An 18,063-nucleotide genomic window follows, 5' to 3' on the forward strand; every position below is an offset into this window, starting at 1 on the left:
CGATCAGAACACTCCCGGGGGAAGAATTGTGAGAATTCGCTGAACGACGATGTAGCCGAACGCGATCAGTCCGAGAGCGATGACCCAACGGAGTCGTCGCCGCCATCGCGGTGTCACGTGAAACGGCGCCGTCAGTTCGACGTTGACGAGGAACGCGATCAGCGAGACGACGAAGAAGAGTTCGCCTGTGAGCGAGTCCAATAGCGAGAGGACGAACGCGACCGCAAGCATCGCGGCGACCTGCGCGTGGACGAATCGCTGTCGCCGTGAGACTGCCATACACCTACCACGTTGGGCGGATGGTTTGAAGCCATCGGCGGTGAGGTGCGTCGCCAGCTCCCCGGAGCACATTTAGATACAAATTCTGTTATATCCAAATAATTACTGTTCTCTAATTATCAAATTTGAAATTTAGAAATGATAATAAATATGGTATGAGTGGGAGTTAGCGGCGGCCATTTCAGATAGTCTCGACTACTTCGAGAGTATCGGAGGAAAGACTAGATTACCGATTATTGCTCTCTAAGAATCTAGTTCGTCAAGGATATACACTTCACCGGGTGTCCCATCCACCCATCCGTACGCGGATTTAGAATATGTTGTTGTACCTAAGTATTATAACCCTCCTACCATATTCCGTTGATATGAGACGATCGTCTGACACAGGGACCAAACTGATAAGTTTGGTTCTAACGGGGCTGATGGTACTCTCTGTGATAGCGGGGCCGGCGTCAGCCGCTCTCGCGTCAGAGGACCCATCGAGCGCTATCGAGGAATCAGGTAGCGCCGATCTCGCGTCGCCGTATAATGCTGCGACCAACGGGACAACGACTACGACATCTGGTGAGTCGACGGCAACCGAGACCGCTACCGAGACTGCGACTGCGACTCCGACGGAAACCTCGACTCCAACACCTACTCCGACGCCAACTCCAACTCCGACCCCGACTCCATCTTCTACCGAAACTACGACTTCCACCTCGAACCAAACGGAAACATCTACTTCCACTACCACTCTAACTTCGACCCAAACAGCAACCTCCACTTCCACTGAGACGGCTACCTCATCGCTTAGCACGGATAGTTCGTCATTGTCCCCTACGGCATCTAGCGGAGATGGTTTTGTAGCAAATACTTCTGGTGTGAGTAATGGACCTTACGCTGCGACAATTAACGGTGAAGTAGAAAACCTAACGCAAGATGCTGTCGCCTACTTTGAGTGGAAACCTGACTCGGCCAGTGAATTCCGTAAAACAGAGAACCAAACTCTCACAGGGAACGAGAGCTTCAACGATACGCTCTCGTTCCTTACCCCGGGAACGACCTACGAGTACCGAGCAGTAGTTCAGTCAGGTAGCACGACCGACAAGGGCAATCTTCGTAGTTTTACTACCGACACTCGTCCTGCAACTGAAAGCTTCTTCGAGGCAGGGAATATAGCACTATATGTCCAATCGACTCAAGGGTTACAGGTCGAAGTTGATTCCAGTGCAGTAGCATTGGAGACTGATGTCCCACAATTCGAACTCGTCGCCGCGAGTGCCCGTGTGCCAGGATACCCCAATGATAAGGAAACTGTTCCCGTCCATCGGTCGGACGAAACATTAGAATTTGACTTTGAGGATACCGGAGGTGGAAGCCTTTCAGAATTTGGTGGATCCCAGGCAGACATTGTGGCTATCAAGACGGATTCATCTCAGGGGCTTGATTTCTTCTCGCAGCTGACACAGCTTGACGATCTACTTAACGACGAGAATTCGACTGTTGAAATATTCGAAACGACGACCATCGGAGACAACGAGACCATTACCTACGACCTACAGGCTGAAGGTCGGGGGAGCGGCAACTACATTTTCTTAGCGGTTAACAACGGAAGCGTCGTCGAACAGAACGGCAGTTTCACTTTAGACCGAACACGCGTGGTCGGACTTGATTTCGCCATCGTGCAAAATGGCGATGCGAGTACCAGCGTCTCACGTCAGGACCCGTATCCATACCCAGAATTCCGCCCCGGTGAGAATGTCACCGTCAACGCGGAAGTCCCACTGTCGGGAGATCAGAGTGAGATCACGCAGGCGGTCATTCTTTACAATGAAAATGCGTTCGACGGGAAAAGGATAGATGCTACGATCAATGACGTACAAAACATAGATCCTGATAACATCACCATTCGCTCGGGCATTTCCGGCTTTGATGGTGTCCGTAGAATTGAGGATGGAGCGACGCTCTTAGGACAAGACCTGGGTGAAAGCGACGAAATTGGAGTCTTCACCATCGACGACGCATTCGGGTTCATTGGCGGTGGCGTCAGTGACAGATTCGAGAATAAGAGCGGCGCAGAATTAGTTGAAGCCTCGATAGTCGCCAAGGCAGATACAGGAAATGAGACGACTTTTGAGGTTGGCACACTCGAAAGCTTCCGGACGGGTGAATCCGCCGAATATTCGATTATCCACGTTGCAGAGAACACCGAAACCGGTGAGATATACACAAACAAAGTAGACGAGAATATCACATTAGTCGAGCAGTTGGATCCGTGGGCAAATATCGAGATAGATGAAGAGGATTCGCAATTCAACGTACTAGATGGCGAACAGATAGTTATCAATGGTACTATCACAAACGTTGGCGATTCCACCGTTGATGACACTGCGACACTATACTTAGATGGTGAAGAGGCATATGTGGAAGCGACTTTACCTCCCTCTCTTGGTGGTGGGACGACACAAGTTACGATAGACCAAGATTTCTCTCTTGAGCCTGGTGAGTCACAGAACTTCTCACTTAGTTACCCGACAGAGCAAGACGATATGGGTCTCATTGGTGAAGACGGTCAGGCACAGTTTAGCGCTGAAGTCCGAACAGAGACTGGTAGTGACGAAGTAGATGTCACAGTCTCCAATGAGACATCCAATTTCAACGTCGAGATCGACCGAACTAATTCGGAGACTCTGATTACGCAAGGAGGAAATCTAACCGTCGTCACGAACGTCAGCAACACTGGGGGTCTTCCCGATACTCAAACGATTGAGGCGGAGTTCGAAGGCCAGGCACTATCCGAAAATCAGGACGTATCAGTCGATCCGGAAACGACAAAAACGGTCGAAATCACCTTCGAGGACGTCAATGTCGATCCGGGGAGCTACACGGTCAACGTAAGCTCTGAAAACGACTTCGACACTATCGCTGTCGAGGTTGATCCCGGACCGGACTTCGAAGTCGGACCACTCGAAGTCACTGACACCGTCACTGCGGGCGAAGATGTCCTCGTGAATACGACGGTCGAGAACGTTGGCGGCGCGCGCGGGACACAGGAGGTAGAGTTCCTGTTCAATGATACAGTCGTCGAGAGCGAGAATGTCTCTCTTGATCCCGGCCCGGTAAGGACGTTCAACTTCAGTGTCCCCACGGACGACGCGGATATCGGTGATCGGACCGTGACAGTCCGGACGGCGGATGATTCCGAGACTGACACAGTTACGGTTCAGGCCCCGGCCGAGTTCCAGGTCGAGATCAACGAAGCCGCTTCCGATAGCACCGTCGTCGCGGGCGCGAACGCGACGATCGTTGCGAACGTGACCAACGTCGGCGATGTGGTCGACGAGCAAACCATCTCGCTGAATCTGGTCGGTCAGCAGGAGGCAACCAAGACGGTCGACTTAGAAGGTGGTACAGATGAGTCGGTCACCTTCGAGTATGACACCCCCGAGGCCGCTGCTGGCGAAACGTTCAATTTCACTGTCGCCAGCGAGGACGATACCGCCGACTGGAACGTCTCGGTCGTCGAAGGGGCCACCTTCGAGGTCCAGTCGCTTACGGCTCCCCCGAACGTCTCCGTGGGCGAAACCATCGACGTAACCGCGGTCATCGAGAATACCGGCGGGGTAGAAGGGACCCAGAACGTTGAGTTCCTGTTCAATGACACGGTCGTCGAGACCAACGAGAGCGTCACGCTCGGTTCCGAACAGTCGACAGAGCTCACCTTCACCACCAACGAGGTAACTGTAAACGATGTCGGAGACCGGAACCTAACGGTTCGGACCGACGACGATAGCCAAAGACAGTCGGTCACAGTCCTCGAACCGGCCGAGTTCCAGCTCGACATCAACGAGGCCGCCTCCGACAGCACTGTCGTCCCTGGCGAGAACGTGACGATAGTCGCGGACGTGACCAACGTCGGCCAAACGTTCGGCGAGCAAGTGATCACGCTGAGTCTGAATGACCAGCAGGAAGCAACCGAGACGGTCGAATTAGACGGTGGTACGGGTGAATCAGTCACCTTTGAGTATGAGGCCCCTGGCGCTGAGGTTGATCCCGGCGACGAACTTAACTTCACTGTCGCCAGCGATGACGATACCGCCGAGTGGCCGGTCACGGTAGTTCAGGGTGCGTTCTTCGAGGTCAGTATCGACGACTTCGACGACAACGTTTCAGTCGGAGACACGATCACCGTGAATGCGACCGTCGAGAACACCGGGAATGAGAACAGTACGAAAGATGTCGAGTTCCTGTTCAACGACACGGTCGTCGAGACTAACGAGAGCGTCACGCTCGGTTCCGGTAATTCGACGAAGTTCACTTTCACAACCAACGCGACGACTGTTGCCGATGTTGGCGATCGGACCGTGACGGTCCAGACAGAAGACGATAGCGCGACCGAAACGGTCAGGGTCCTCGAACCGGCCGAGTTCCAGGTCGATATCGACGAAGATGCTTCCGACAGTACTGTCGTCCCCGGCGAGAACGTGACGGTCGTCGCGAACGTGACTAACGCTGGCGAGGAGTTCGGCGAACAGGAAATTGCGCTGAAATACTTTGCTGATCCGGTTCCGAACGAAAGCGAGCGTATCGGCCTGAACGCTTCCGAGACAAAGTCACTTACCTTTGAGTTCAGTACCGGATCTCGACCTCCCGGTGCCAGTATCAATCTCACGGTCGTCAGCGATGACGATACTGCCGAGTGGACGGCCACAGTCGTCGAGCCCGCGTCCTTCGATGTCGACATCGATGAGGAAGCCTCCGTGACGAATGTCACGCAAAACGGGACCGTCGTGATCAGTGCGAGCGTGACAAACGTCGGCGATGTCAGCGGTGAACGGCAGATCGACTTCAACCTCACACAAGACGGTGAGACTGTCACAACCGACAGCGAGACCGTTTCGCTTGATAGCGGAAGTTCGGAGACGATCGAATTCAACTACACGACATCTGAGAGCGACCGTGGTACTTACACAGCGAACGTCTTCGGCCCCGTCGATACGGACTCAGTCGAGGTCACCGTGAACCGTCCGGCGGAGTTCGACGTCAACATCACTGAACCGGACGAGGGTGCTGAGGTCGTGGCGGGAGAGGTTATTAATGTCACCGCAGAGATCGAGAACCTCGGAGACTTCTCTGATACCCAGACCGTTCGCCTCCTGGCGAATGAGACACCGGTCAACAGCACCGAACTCGAACTCGATGCGGGCGAAAACCAGACCGTCAGCCTCGAATACCAGACGAGAGAGAACGACACTGGTGACCTGACGTTCACCGTTGCGAGCGCGGACGACAGGGACACGCGCAACATCACGGTCCTACAGCCGGCCGAAGTGGTCTACTCCGATCTCACGACGTCCGCTACGGCCGTCACTGTCGATCAACCCGTCACCATCTCCGCGCTTGCCGAGAATAGCGGCGATATCGACACTACAGAAGAAGCGACACTACAGATCTCACAGGCAGGAGAGACTGTGGCCACGCTGAATGACACGGTCACACTCAACGCCTCCGAGCAGAAACAGGTCCAGTTCGAGTACGCCTTCAACGATACGGGCACGTACAATCTGACGATTGTCGGCTCGGGACTCGAAGAAGATATCTCCGTCTCAAATCAGGTCGTGGATCTATACCTCCAGGCCAACGAGACGCAACCCCTGAACGGCAGTGATGTCCGATTCACCGTGACGAACGCGACGGCCGACGGCGATCCGATCTCGAACGCGACAGTTGCCGTGAACGGCGCGAGTGCGACGACCAACAGCTCTGGCGTGGCAGTCATCGCGGTGACCGGCAGCGACAACGTCACCGCGACCGCGAGCAAAGAGACGAACGAGACGACTGATACCGCATTCAACAGTTCGTCGGTCGGACTCTACGTCCGCCAGCCGTCCGATATCGTCTACAGCGATCTCTCGGTCACGCCAGTCACCCCCGCGACGGGTGAGAACGTGACGATCAACGCCACCGTCACCAACACCGACGGTATCGAGAGAGTGTACTTCGCGTCCGTCTACGCCGATGGAGAACAGATCGGCGACTTCATTGGCGGCTCACTTGCACCGGGTGCAAACGATACCCTGAGCTTCACCACGTCGTTCGACACCACGGGCATCCGCGAGATTACCGTTGGTGACGCCGACCTCGAGGGCGAGGTCCAGACCGCACCGACTCCCGTGGCCGTCGAACTCGCTGAACGTCAACTGAGTATCGACGCAAACGAGACAACGATCAACCGTACCGAGACCATTCAGTTCACCGTCCGCGCGGACGGCGAACCGGTGAACGCGTCGCTGAGCATAAACGGCGACCAATACCGCACCGGCGACGATGGTACGGCGAATATCACCTTCGACGAAGCGGGTGACTTCACGATCACGGCGACCAAAGAACCGACAGAAAGTGTCGCCTACCTCTCGGATTCGATCGACGACGTCCGAGTCAACGCTCCGACCGATATCCGGGTGACCGACGTCGCGCCGCTGCGGACCCAGATCTTCACCGGCGACACCCTGACCGTCGAAGCAACGGTCGAGAACCTCGGCGACCTTCGCGGCTCCGAACAGGTAAACTTCAGCTTCCAGACGGAGAAGAGCGAGACCGTCACACTGAACGGCAGCGAACGGACGACGGTCGTCTTCACTGCTACCGCGAACGAGACGCCGGGCCAGTACCCGGTCGTGGTCGAAGACGATACGTTCCAGACGATCACGGTCGAACCCGCAATCGCCACGACCGGATTCACCGTCCCGTCGACGGTGACGATCGGTGAGGAACTCGTTGTGGCTGCGACCGTCGAGAACCGAGGATCGACTTCAGGTGAGAAGACCGTTCGCCTGAACGTCAACGGGACGGAGAGAGACAACGAGACGATTACCGTCCCCGCCAGCAGCGCTCAGACGGTTGAACTGACCTGGGATACCACCGGCAGCAGTGTCGGGGTGAAGAACGTCACCGTCGATGACATCTCCAGGAAGACGGTGACGGTCGCCCGCCAGCGCGTCGGACTCGACGTCGCCACGAACGCGACGTCGTCGACTACGACAGGCGAACCGGTTCGGTTCACCGTCACGGCCGACGGCAGTCCGGTCGAGGGCGCGACGCTCCGCGTGGCTGGTCAGACGCTCACGACGGGCCCAGAGGGGACTAACACGACCACGTTCGATTCCCCCGGTCGGTACACCGCACGCGCGAGAAACGATGACACCGACACGCAGACCTTCCAGCGTGCCGCGACGAGCCTGACGATCCGCGAGCCCGCGGACGTCAATGTCACTGATGCGTTCCTCCTGACCGACGAGGCGTTCGTTGGCGATGATGTGGACGTGCTCGCAGTCGTCGAAAACGACGGCGGCGTGTCGGGTGACCTCGAACTCACTGTCACCAACAGCACGGAGGCGACGGTTGGAAACCGCACCGTAACACTCGGTGCAGGTGCATCTCGGACGGTCACGCTGACGACCCAACTCAACACGACCGCCGAAACGGAGACACTCACCGTCAATGACATCGAGGCTGGCACGCTCACGGTCGACCCGCAGTCGGTCGTGACTGCCAGCTCAGTGAACGCCACCGCGGTGCGGACCGACGACGTCGTGCGTGTCAATGCGACGATCACCAACCGCGGCAGCACCGAGGATACGGACGGCATCAACGTCACCTTCACCCTGGGCGATCAGACGAAATCAGTGAACGATACGGGCCCGATCCCCGGTGAGGCTAACGATACGGTCTCGCAGACGTTCTCCTTCGACGGAGATGACGCGGGGACGACCTTCGAAGCGACGGCCGCTGGCCCGACGAACGAGCGCAGTGCGGGCACCGTCAGCGTCGCTACTGAAGTGGTCGATCTCGACATAAGCGTCGAGAACTCGACGGTCACCGCCGGCACGCCGCTGAACTTCACCGTCACGCGGACTGACGCAGAAACCCTTGACACGGCCGAAGTCCAGATCGCGGGTGAAACGCTCAATGTCGAAGACGGAACGGCAAACATCACCCTCAACGAAGGCGGCCAGTACACAGCAGTCGTCACGAAGGAAAGTACGGACGGGACCAGCTTCAACGGCGACTCGGTCGACGTGACGGTCGAAGACCCGGCTCAGATCGAAGTTGATGACGCCTACAGACTCACGAGACAGGCCTACACCGGTGACAACGCGACGGTCGAGGCCGTCGTGGTGAACAACGGCGATCTCTCCGGGACTGAGACGATCAATCTCACCGACAGCAGCGGAGAAGTACTCGCCAACGAGACCGTCGAAAACCTCGGCGGAGGTAGCAACACTACGATCAGTCTGAACGCGTCGTTCACCTCCGCCGGAACGCGGACGCTCTCGGTGGGCGACGAAGTGGCCGGTCAGGTCCGGATCGACCCGCAGACGGTCGTGACGGGCTTCACGGTCACGAACACGTCGGTGACCGTCGGAGAGCAGGCAACGACGATCAACGCGACGGTTCGTAACCGTGGATCGACGCTCGACGAGAGCTTCGCCGTGAACCTCAGCGTCGGTGGTGAAGAAGACGTGGCCAACGACACCGTCACCGACCTCGCGGCGGGCGACGTGGCCTACGTCGAGTTCACCCGCACTTTCGACACCGTCAATTCGACGAGGGTCGCGGTCAACGAGGAGCCGCCGACGGGCATCCTCGTCACCGAGCGGATCGAGAACCTCAACCTCACGGTCGAAACGCAGAATCCGACCACCGACGACGAGGTCGTCTTCAACGTCACGAACAGCACCGATGCGGCCGTTGCGAACGCGACGATCATCGCGGGCGGCCAGCTCCTCGAGACGAATGCGAGCGGGTTGGCGAACGCGACCCTCACCTCTGGCACGATCACGGCGTCCGTGACGAAGGACGGCGCCCAGACCACGTACAACCCCGATAGCGTAACCGTCACCGTGAACCGTCCGGCTGACGTGCGTCTGCTCGGCGCCGACGTGTTGAACAACGAGCCAGTCTACGCGGGACAGAGCGTCGACGTCGAGGTCGACCTGCTGAACATCGGTGGCATCGCCGCTGACCGGAACGTCACGCTGGCGACCGACGACGGAACGGTGAATTACTCGATCGAGACGATTCCCGCCGGTGATGCACCGACGGTGACGCTCTCGACGCAACTCAACGAGACCGGTGAACAGACTCTCACCGTCTCGCACAATGAGACGAACGCGGACCGGCAAGCGACTGTCACGGTTGACGAGGCAGCACGCGTCGCCAACTACACCGTGAACGAGACGGCCGTCTCAGTGGACGAGTCCGTCCGCGTGCAGGCGAACCTGGTGAACGACGGCGGTATCGACGACTCCGTCCCGGTGAACCTCTCGGTCGACGGATCGCAGACCGAAAGCCGGACCGTCGACGTCGCGGCCGGCAGGACGAACTCGACGAACTTCACGGTCACACCCGGGACGAACGGGACGCGTACAGTCGCGATCAACGACTTCGAGCCGACGGACATCTCAGTCGCGCGTGACGAAGTGTCGCTCGAACTGACGACGTCGACGCCGACTGTCTCCTCCGGCGATACCATCCAGTTCCAGGTCACGAACGCGAGCGACGATACCGACTACATCCAGGGCGCGACGATTACGATTGCCGGCCAGCGGGTCTCCACGAACGTGGTCGGTCGGGCCTCCACGTCCGTCCTAGCTGGTGGTAACTACACGGCTGTGGTGACACAGACCGGCACCGACGAGATCGCATACGAGCGCGATACCGTCCCAGTCAACGTCACCGACCCGCTCACGGTTTCGGCGGAGGACGGTGGCGCCTTCGGTGAGGTCGGTGCCACACCGTCTGGCAGCACCGAAGAGACGCTCACAGTCGATGTCATCAACGACGGCGGGCGTCCGATCTCGCTCGGCCGCGCCAGTATCAGCGGTCCGGGCGCGAGCCAATTTGAGGTCCAGGCGCCCGATTCCATCCCGGCGGACAGTACGGGCGAACTGATCGTGACGTACACGCCGACGGAACGCGGTGATACGTCGGCGACGCTCCGGTTCCGCGCCGATACGCCGGAAGACCCCGTCCGGGAGGTCAGCCTCTCCGGCACCGGCGTCGCTCCCGGCATCTCGGTCAACGAGTCTTCGATCCAGTTCGGCGAAACCGGCGCGGACGAGACGCCGACCGAAACGATCGAGATCGAGAACACGGGTAACCGCGAACTCCGGATTACGACGACGCTGACCGGAAGCTTCAGCCGTTCCCCGACGGGCACGATCACGGTTGATCCGGGCAACACCACCACCGTCGACGTGACCTTCACGGACCAAGGGCCCGGGACGTACGGCAGTCTACTGCGTCTCGGTTCGAACGATCCGTTCAACGGAACGGTCACAGTCGGCGCGAGCGGAACCCGACTCGGCGGCGAACTCCTGGTCTCACCGAGCGGGGAATACTCGTTCGGCGAGGTCACGCAGGGCTCGACCGAGAGTGCGAGTGTCCTCCTCGAGAACACGGGGACGGCTGATCTGACCGTGACGCCCGTCGTCGACGACGAAACCAACGGTACGTTCACCGTCGGCCGAGAAGGCGAGGACATCACGCTCGGCTCCGGCGAATCCGAGTTCGTCTCAGTCGAGGTGACGCCGAACGCGCCGTCACCCACGGCGAACGTCACGTTCGACACCAACGACGCGGCGATCGAGAACGGCACACTGAATCTCTCGGCGACCACGCTCACGGCGACGGCCGCCGTCACCACGCCGGCTGACGACGCCAACCTCACGTTCGGCGGTGTCGCTGTCGGAGGTTCCGCTACCAACGCCACGATCATCGAGAACACCGGCGACGCCGCCCTCGAAATCGACACAGCGAACGCAATCTCGAACCCCGACTTCGAGCTCGTCGGTTCGCCCGGGACGATCACGATCCAGGCGGGCGACACGCGCGAGATCCCGGTCAGGTTCACGCCGACGAACCCCGGCACTCGGACCACGAACCTGACGCTCGACACGAACGATCCGAACAACGACCCGGTCAACGTCACCCTGGAAGGCGACGGTGAACGGACGAGCCTCGTCGGCGACCCCAGCACCGTCGAGTACGAGACGATCGGTGAGGGTGACTCGATCACACGAACCGTCACGCTCGAAAACGACGGTACCGAGGACCTCACCGGGCTCCGCGTCGACTCGAAGACCGGCAGCGGCGCCGGGCAGTTCGCGGTCGTCTCCGATACGGTTCCGAGCTCCATACCCGACGGCGAGACGCGGAACGTCACAATCACGTTCGCGCCGACCGCGGCCGGAAGTCACTCCGCGACGGTGACCTTCGCTGCGAGCGGTGCCGTCGCCGGATCCAGTCAGTTCGCAGTCTCGCTCTCCGGTGAGGCGACGCCCCCGGACGTCGCAGTCAACGCGACGGATCTCCAGTTCGGTTACGTGAACACCGTCGAAGACGAGCAGGCGAATAACACGATCCAGATCACCAACGAGGGCCTGCCGGGCACGAACCTCACCGTCGAGGACGTCTCGATCACCGACAACGAGACGGACGCGTTCACCGTCACAGACGCGCCCGCGGACGATACGGAGATCTCGAGCGACGAGGAAGAGACGATTTCGGTCGACTTCGATCCCTCGACCACAGGTGAACTGACTGCGACGCTCGCGATCGAGACGAACGACCCCGACGAGGACACCGTCGAGGTCTCGCTGACCGGTGTTGGGTCTGCACCGAGCGCGTCGGTCGATCAGAGTCAGAGTTCGACCCAGTTCGGAGCGGTCGAGACGAACACCACGAGCTCGCCGGCAACGGTCGAACTGACGAACGACGGTGGCGAGGACCTCACCGTCTCGGACGTCAGCGCTTCGGGTCAGTTCCGCGTGACGGGCCCGGCTGACAGTGAGTTACCCGTCACCATTGTCCCCGGCGGGACCCGCACGATCACGGTCGTGGCTGAACCGACAGCGACCGGCGAGCAGACGGGGACGCTCACGATCCAGTCCGACGACCCGGACGGTGACACTACCGTCGATCTCGACGCGGACGGGATCGAACCGAACCTCACCGTCACCAGTGAACTGAACGGGACCTTCGGCGACGTTCGCACCGGAAGTTCCGCCCGGCGCTCCCTCACCGTCACTAACGACGGGAACGCGACGCTGGAGATCGACGAATCGAACGTTACCGGATCCGACGCATTCACCATCGTGAGCGGCGAACCGACGTCGCTCGCCCGCGGCGAATCGGAGACGTTCGCCGTCGCCTTCGGCCCCGATGCAAACGAGAGTTACAGCGGGACGTTCGAGCTGACCTCGAACGACCGCAACCGCTCGATCGCCCTCACAGGTGACGGCGTCGCGGGCAACGCGTCGCTCTCGCCGTCGGCCAACGACTTCGGCGCGATCCCGATCTCCGACGCGCGCGAACAGACGTTCACGTTTGAGAACGAAGGCACCGCGGCGCTCGAAATCACGAGCATCACGGTGACGGGCGACGATGCCTCGGCGTTCTCGGTGAACGGCCTGTCGACCGGCACCGTCGACGACGGTGGCGAACGGACGTTCACTGTCGAGGCAGCACCGGGCGTGACCGGTAGCGCGACCGCGACGCTCGAGATCGGGACGGCCCAGTCCGGGACGACGACCGCCAGCCTCGGCGCGACCGGTGTCGAACAGGACATCGAACTCGACACGGAGGGCCTCACGTTCAACCGGACGCGCCTCGGAACGACCACGACTACGACACTCACGATCTCCAACCCCGGTAATGCGCCGCTGAACGTGACAGACCTGGCGCTCGCTGGGACCAACTCCGACCAGTTCAACGTGAGCGATCCGACCGTTACCGACAGTTCACCACTGACGGTCGCGGCCGGCGGAAGCCGTGATGTCGAGGTCACCTTCACTCCGGCGATCGACGATGTCGAAGACGCGAAGAACGGCACCGCACAGACTGCACGGCTTATCGTCCGTAGCGACGATCCTGATGCCGATGAGAGCACCCTCGAGGTCGCTCTCAGCGGTACGGGTAAGACACCCGAACTCCGCGTGAGCAGTGAATCGATCCGGTTCGGTGCGACGTCGCTCGACGACACGTCCACGCGGACGCTGACGGTCACGAACGACGTCAGTGCTACCGCAGACGTGAACCTCCGTGCTGTCGCTGCTTCGGGTGGCATCGGCAACGAATTCACCGTGACCGATGCTGGAGCAGACGTCCTCGAACCGGGTGATTCGACGACCGTCACCGTCGAGTTGACACCGCAGGTCCCAGGCGCGAAGTACGGGTCGCTGAACATCATTACGACCGACCCGCGCCAGCCTGGCAAGTCGGTGTTCCTCTCGAACTCCGAGACCATCGTGACTGTCACGTACGGCAGCGTCATCGCGTCCTATCAGAATGTCCAGCCCGGACTCCAGCCAGAGCGCTCGTTCCGGCCGTACCCGGGCGCCGACGCGGAGGTGATCGGCACGCAGCCGTTCGTCCAGACGAGCGACGACTTCGAGCTGTCCATCGACGGCTCGCCGACTCCGTTCGGCGAAGCGGTCGACGAGACTGAGTACACCGACATCCGGTACCTCTCGGCCACGAAGTCGAACATCTCGGCCAGCTCGCTCGAGAACAACACCTTCACGTTCCGCGTGAGCAAGTCTCGACTCAACGAGTTAGACGCTGACCCGTCGGATGTCAAGCTGCTCCGGTACGACGGGAGCGACTACGTCTCCACGAACGTCGAAACCACGTACCTGTCCGGCAGCACCCGTAGTCTCGCTCAGACCAACTACATCTACGAGGCAGAGACCGACGAACTCTCGCAGTTCGCCATCGTCGTGGACGAGCCGCAACCAAACCTCGTATTGAGCAATGCGAGACTCGGTTCGAGTGAGGTCGAAGAAGGAACGAGCGTCTCCGTCTTCGTGGACGTGAGAAACGACGGCGGACTCCGAGGAAGTACGACGGTCGCTCTGAGCACGAACCGCACTGTGGGAGGTCCGGATCAAACCGTGACACTTGATTCCGGCCGATCCACGACGGTCGAATTGACGTTTACGCCTACGGACACCGGCACGTACGACATCAACATCGGTGGCCTTAGCGCCGGTAGCCTGACAGTGAACGCGGCTGAAGAAGGTGATGGTCCCACCGGTGGCGGTGCTCCGCCTGCCCTCACCGACACGCCCGGCGCCGGAACACCCGCCCCAGTTTCGGCCACGGCCGACCTCGACGAGACCGGAACGGCCGCGGTCAATCTCTCAGGCGGCACCGGTGCGACGAGCGTCTCGGTGAACGTCCCCGAGACGACCGGGCAAGTAAACGTCCAAGAGCTGCCGAGCCCGCCGACGGACGTCCCCGAACCGACGGGACAGTACGTCAGCGGTGTCGACATCGACGCACCCGATCCGCCCGAGGGGCAGACTGCGACGGTGACGCTAACTATCTCGCAGTCCCGGCTTGACGATCTCGGTGTCACCGCCGATGATCTGGTGATCCAGCACTACACCGACGGCGCGTGGCAGGAGCTCGAAACGACTGCGACAGAGTCCGGCAACCAGGTTACGCTGAGCGCTCCCGTCACCGGATTCTCACCGTTCGCCGTCACGACGCGTGAACAGGTGACGACGACCGCACCGCCGGAAACGACGGCACCGCCCGAAACGGAAACGACGACACCGTCGGACACAACCACCTCGCCTACTGAGGTACCGGAAGAGCCGGGCGGATTCGGCTTCCTCCCGGTGATAGTCGTCGTCGCGCTGCTCGCGGCCGCGGGGTACCTCATCTATCGGCAGCAAGACTGAGGGAGCCCTCGTCGCCGCATTTCGACTGTCTCGTTTAAGCCGTCCATCCGACTGAGGACGACCACCCTATCCGGGACTCTCCGAGCGCTCGGAATCGGGTCAGTTATGATTTCTGCCTCTTTGGCGGGAGCCTTCCAACCGCGGTTTCAGTGCCCGCCCGGAGTCGACTCAGCGTCTTTCTCGTCCACACGTAACTGGACCCGACCGTTAGCGCGACGAGGTAGACAACAAATAACACCAGAATCTGACCGACATCGCGCAGGTACCCTCGCCCGTCGTTATCGTTCATACGAGGCCGTAGGTACACCCGGTTTCAAAAGATACCGGTGTGAGTATCAAAATTGATTATATCGGGCTTCCAGACGTCTTTTTGTCTTGAGCACGTAATTACGGTGGGGTGAAACGATGCCCCTGGTACCGCACTACCCGACAGACGAACCTCGGCGTGATCGCCGCACTCCGGACATCGACGACATCGTCGAAGATATCCTCGGGAGCGGCGGCGACGACCCTGCACCGGTCGTCGGCTGAACCCGACAGGGGGTGCGGCGACCATTTTTGTGTCAAGTAGTAGTACTATACAGGGGGTAATGATACCATATTATTTTACGAATAGCCACTTCTCCGTTCCAATATATTGTTAGATACTGAATATACTGCCGCGACTGACGGCGAAAATCTCACGCTCGCTCCGTTCGGCTCGCCCGCGGTTCGCCTCGTCGGGAACCTCACCAGCGATGCTGATCCGTCCCGATCGGACGACTGCCTGGCAGTGCTGGCCAGTCGGCCTTTCGTGCAGGCACCGTTGCGTTCGGGGCGACTGTCGTCGAGACGCTCTGGGGGTGGGGCAAGCCGAGCGCGCGACCTTCGCCGCCGACCGAATCCGCTCCCCCGATCGCGTTGACCTGAGTTGCGCCCTCGATACGGCGGCTTCGACCGACAGCTAAAGGTAGACGCACGTTGGAGTAACGCGCAAGATCCGACGGGACCACCTGGCTCGTCTCCTCACGGCCGTCCGGTGGAGCGTCGAGAACCCGGACAACAGGCACCACACAGAGAGAATTCAGCATATGTCGATCACAGCAAAGGTACACATCGAGCACGAGCACCTCGCGCTAGTCCCGACCTTACGACGCCTCGGGGACGTGAAGATCCGTGTGATCACACAAGGGACGACCGATCCGGGGTCGACGTACTTTCCGTTCCTCATCGAATACGACGACCCCGAGGAACTCGAAGCGGCGCTGGCGGACGACGTCACGGTCGAGGCGTTCGAGTTGATCGACCGGACCGAAGAGACGGCGATCTACTACATCGAGCACACGCCGCAGACGCGGTTGATCAGCAGCATCGTGACCGACGAGAACGGGTTCTTGGTCCACACCGAAACCAAGAACGGCGGGTGGATGGTCCACCTGCTGCTGCCGGATCGAGCCGCCCTCAACTCGATCTGGGAGTACGCGATCGCGAACGACATCGCTCTCGACATCGTCGAGATTTACAGTAACGAGGACGCCAGCGGCGACTCCTCGTACGGCCTCACCGACGAGCAGCGCGAGGCGCTCCAGCTCGCGTTCTCGGAGGGCTACTTCAGCGAACCGCGGGACATCTCGCTGAGCGAGGTGGCCGAGAAGATGGACCTCTCCTCGACGGCGATGAGCGGACGGCTCCGCCGCGGGATGCGGAACCTCATCGGCGCGACGATCGCCGAGCGAGACGACTGAGCGGGCGGAGCGGCGGCCGATCGAGGCGTGTGAAACGTTCCGCGACGCCGATCCGTCGGCGGCACCGCCGGCACGCTCCGGTCGTCGCTCTCTGGTCGTCGCTCCGGGACTGTCATCGTCCGCCCGCCGCTTTCGGCCTGTCTTTGTCCGGCCGCCACTCTCCGACGTCACTCTTCGACCGTCACCTGATCGCCGGTACGGAGGCGCTTCCCCCGGTCAGCCTCGACGACGCGTGCGAGGATCATCGCCGTGTAGTAGTGATCGAAGGCCGCGGCGTCGGCCCACGCCGGTAACGTCTCCACGCGCTTGTCGACGAAGCGCTCACGGAATCCTGCGGTCTCCGTTCCCGTCTCTGGGTCGCGTGCCGGGACGATGCAGCGACCGCAGGGGCCGAGACCCTCGAATTCGACGCCCCCGATCTCGAACCGCGGTGCCGCATCGCTCACGAAGCGGTCCTCCCAGAACGCCGGCACTCCCGCCACCTCGACGTTCGCTCGCAGCCGTCGGCGAACGCTCTCGGGCGTCACCTCGGCGAACCACGACGCGATCTCCTCGACGGTGCCGGTACTCAGGACCGAGAGCCCCATCTCCCGGCGGTCGACGAACCCCCGACTGCCGTCGCGTTCGAGCGTGAGGTCCACCTCGAAGAACTCGCTGAACCACGCCTCGGCCCGGTTGCGATCGTCGGGGAGGACGAACCGCTCGGTCTCGCCGGCGGGCGTCTCGACGGCGAACGCGCCCGTCTCCGGGTCGAAGTCGGTACGGAGGTCGTGAACGCGATCCGTGCGCTTCCCGTTCAGGACCTCGCCCTGAGTGTCGAAGAGCGCATATTCGCGGTCGTGGGCGAGCGTCCCGCCGTCGCGTACCGCGGCCGCGTCGACGTCGACGCCGTCGAGTCCCTTCACCGGATAGACGCGGAGCCGTGCCAGTCGTGTCATCGTCTCTGAGACGTCGGTCACGAGCGTGGTAGCGTTTGTGGTCGCCTCGGCACGGACGACGGCGACGCGTTCGGCCAGTGGCAGAGTCGGGCTCAGCGCTCGGTGCGGTAGACCGGTCGGAGCGCGGTCGCGTCCTTGTTGTAGCCGAGCCAGAGGCTGAGACCGACGGCGACGAACACGAGATAGACGGGAAACAGCAGCACGATCGTGTACGCAAAGAGCAGCAGCGTCAGCGCCCCACTCCAGTACAGCAAGCCGATACCTGTGAGGCCGATCAACGCGCCGGCGAACATCCCGAGCCGGAATGCGCGCGCCGCGTCCGGGCCCGGAGCGGGACGAGACGAATTCATACCCGGGATTAGGAGCCCACGATCATAAGCAATGCGCGGT

8 protein-coding genes are annotated in these 18,063 nt (G+C 60.6%); 3 read left to right on the forward strand and 5 right to left on the reverse strand.

What is annotated here, in order from left to right:
* Positions 1 to 3: 3 nt before the first annotated feature.
* Both BLU74_RS07600 and BLU74_RS07605 read right to left on the reverse strand, forming a co-directional pair.
* The gene (locus BLU74_RS07600; protein WP_089766676.1) at positions 4 to 279 is read right to left on the reverse strand and encodes a DUF8044 family membrane protein; all 276 of its coding nucleotides are present in this window, start codon (positions 277 to 279) and stop codon (positions 4 to 6) included.
* Positions 280 to 589: 310 nt separating this feature from the next.
* Positions 590 to 1,078 (reverse strand): hypothetical protein, encoded by a 489-nt coding sequence (locus BLU74_RS07605; RefSeq protein ID WP_139175682.1) that lies wholly within the window; start codon positions 1,076 to 1,078, stop codon positions 590 to 592.
* A gap of 1,732 nt (positions 1,079 to 2,810) precedes the next feature.
* On the opposite strand from BLU74_RS07605, the gene BLU74_RS07610 reads away from it, so the two are divergent.
* Entirely contained in the window at positions 2,811 to 15,011 is a 12,201-nt protein-coding gene (locus BLU74_RS07610) for a choice-of-anchor D domain-containing protein (RefSeq protein ID WP_089766678.1), read from the forward strand.
* A 103-nt stretch (positions 15,012 to 15,114) separates the two neighbouring features.
* Here BLU74_RS07610 and BLU74_RS07615 read toward each other — a convergent pair whose 3' ends face one another.
* Positions 15,115 to 15,300, reverse strand: a complete 186-nt coding sequence (locus BLU74_RS07615) for a hypothetical protein (RefSeq protein ID WP_089766679.1) — start codon at positions 15,298 to 15,300, stop codon at positions 15,115 to 15,117.
* 116 nt (positions 15,301 to 15,416) lie between these two features.
* Between BLU74_RS07615 and BLU74_RS19460 the strand changes: the two genes are divergently transcribed.
* Both BLU74_RS19460 and BLU74_RS07620 read left to right on the forward strand, forming a co-directional pair.
* Positions 15,417 to 15,542 (forward strand): hypothetical protein, encoded by a 126-nt coding sequence (locus BLU74_RS19460; protein WP_281241833.1) that lies wholly within the window; start codon positions 15,417 to 15,419, stop codon positions 15,540 to 15,542.
* A gap of 539 nt (positions 15,543 to 16,081) precedes the next feature.
* Positions 16,082 to 16,735, forward strand: a complete 654-nt coding sequence (locus tag BLU74_RS07620) for a helix-turn-helix domain-containing protein (protein WP_089766680.1) — start codon at positions 16,082 to 16,084, stop codon at positions 16,733 to 16,735.
* A gap of 167 nt (positions 16,736 to 16,902) precedes the next feature.
* Here the strand turns inward: BLU74_RS07620 and BLU74_RS07625 are convergent, their stop codons facing one another.
* On the reverse strand, positions 16,903 to 17,673 hold the full coding sequence (locus tag BLU74_RS07625) for an MOSC domain-containing protein (RefSeq protein ID WP_089766830.1): 771 nt from the start codon (positions 17,671 to 17,673) through the stop codon (positions 16,903 to 16,905).
* Positions 17,674 to 17,765: 92 nt separating this feature from the next.
* Complete coding sequence (locus BLU74_RS07630; RefSeq protein ID WP_089766681.1) at positions 17,766 to 18,023, reverse strand: hypothetical protein; 258 nt, start codon at positions 18,021 to 18,023, stop codon at positions 17,766 to 17,768.
* Between the last annotated feature and the right edge of the window lie 40 nt (positions 18,024 to 18,063).

This window comes from Halobellus clavatus, from assembly GCF_900107195.1.
GTDB classification, from domain to species: Archaea; Halobacteriota; Halobacteria; order Halobacteriales; family Haloferacaceae; genus Haloquadratum; species Haloquadratum clavatum.

Coding starts and splice junctions, on each gene's coding strand:
- BLU74_RS07600 (WP_089766676.1), bottom strand. CDS start 279: ATGGCAGTCTCACGGCGACAGCGATTCGTCCACGCGCAGGTCGCCGCG.
- BLU74_RS07610 (WP_089766678.1), top strand. CDS start 2,811: ATGGGTCTCATTGGTGAAGACGGTCAGGCACAGTTTAGCGCTGAAGTC.
- BLU74_RS07615 (WP_089766679.1), bottom strand. CDS start 15,300: ATGAACGATAACGACGGGCGAGGGTACCTGCGCGATGTCGGTCAGATT.
- BLU74_RS19460 (WP_281241833.1), top strand. CDS start 15,417: ATGCCCCTGGTACCGCACTACCCGACAGACGAACCTCGGCGTGATCGC.
- BLU74_RS07620 (WP_089766680.1), top strand. CDS start 16,082: ATGTCGATCACAGCAAAGGTACACATCGAGCACGAGCACCTCGCGCTA.
- BLU74_RS07625 (WP_089766830.1), bottom strand. CDS start 17,673: ATGACACGACTGGCACGGCTCCGCGTCTATCCGGTGAAGGGACTCGAC.
- BLU74_RS07630 (WP_089766681.1), bottom strand. CDS start 18,023: ATGAATTCGTCTCGTCCCGCTCCGGGCCCGGACGCGGCGCGCGCATTC.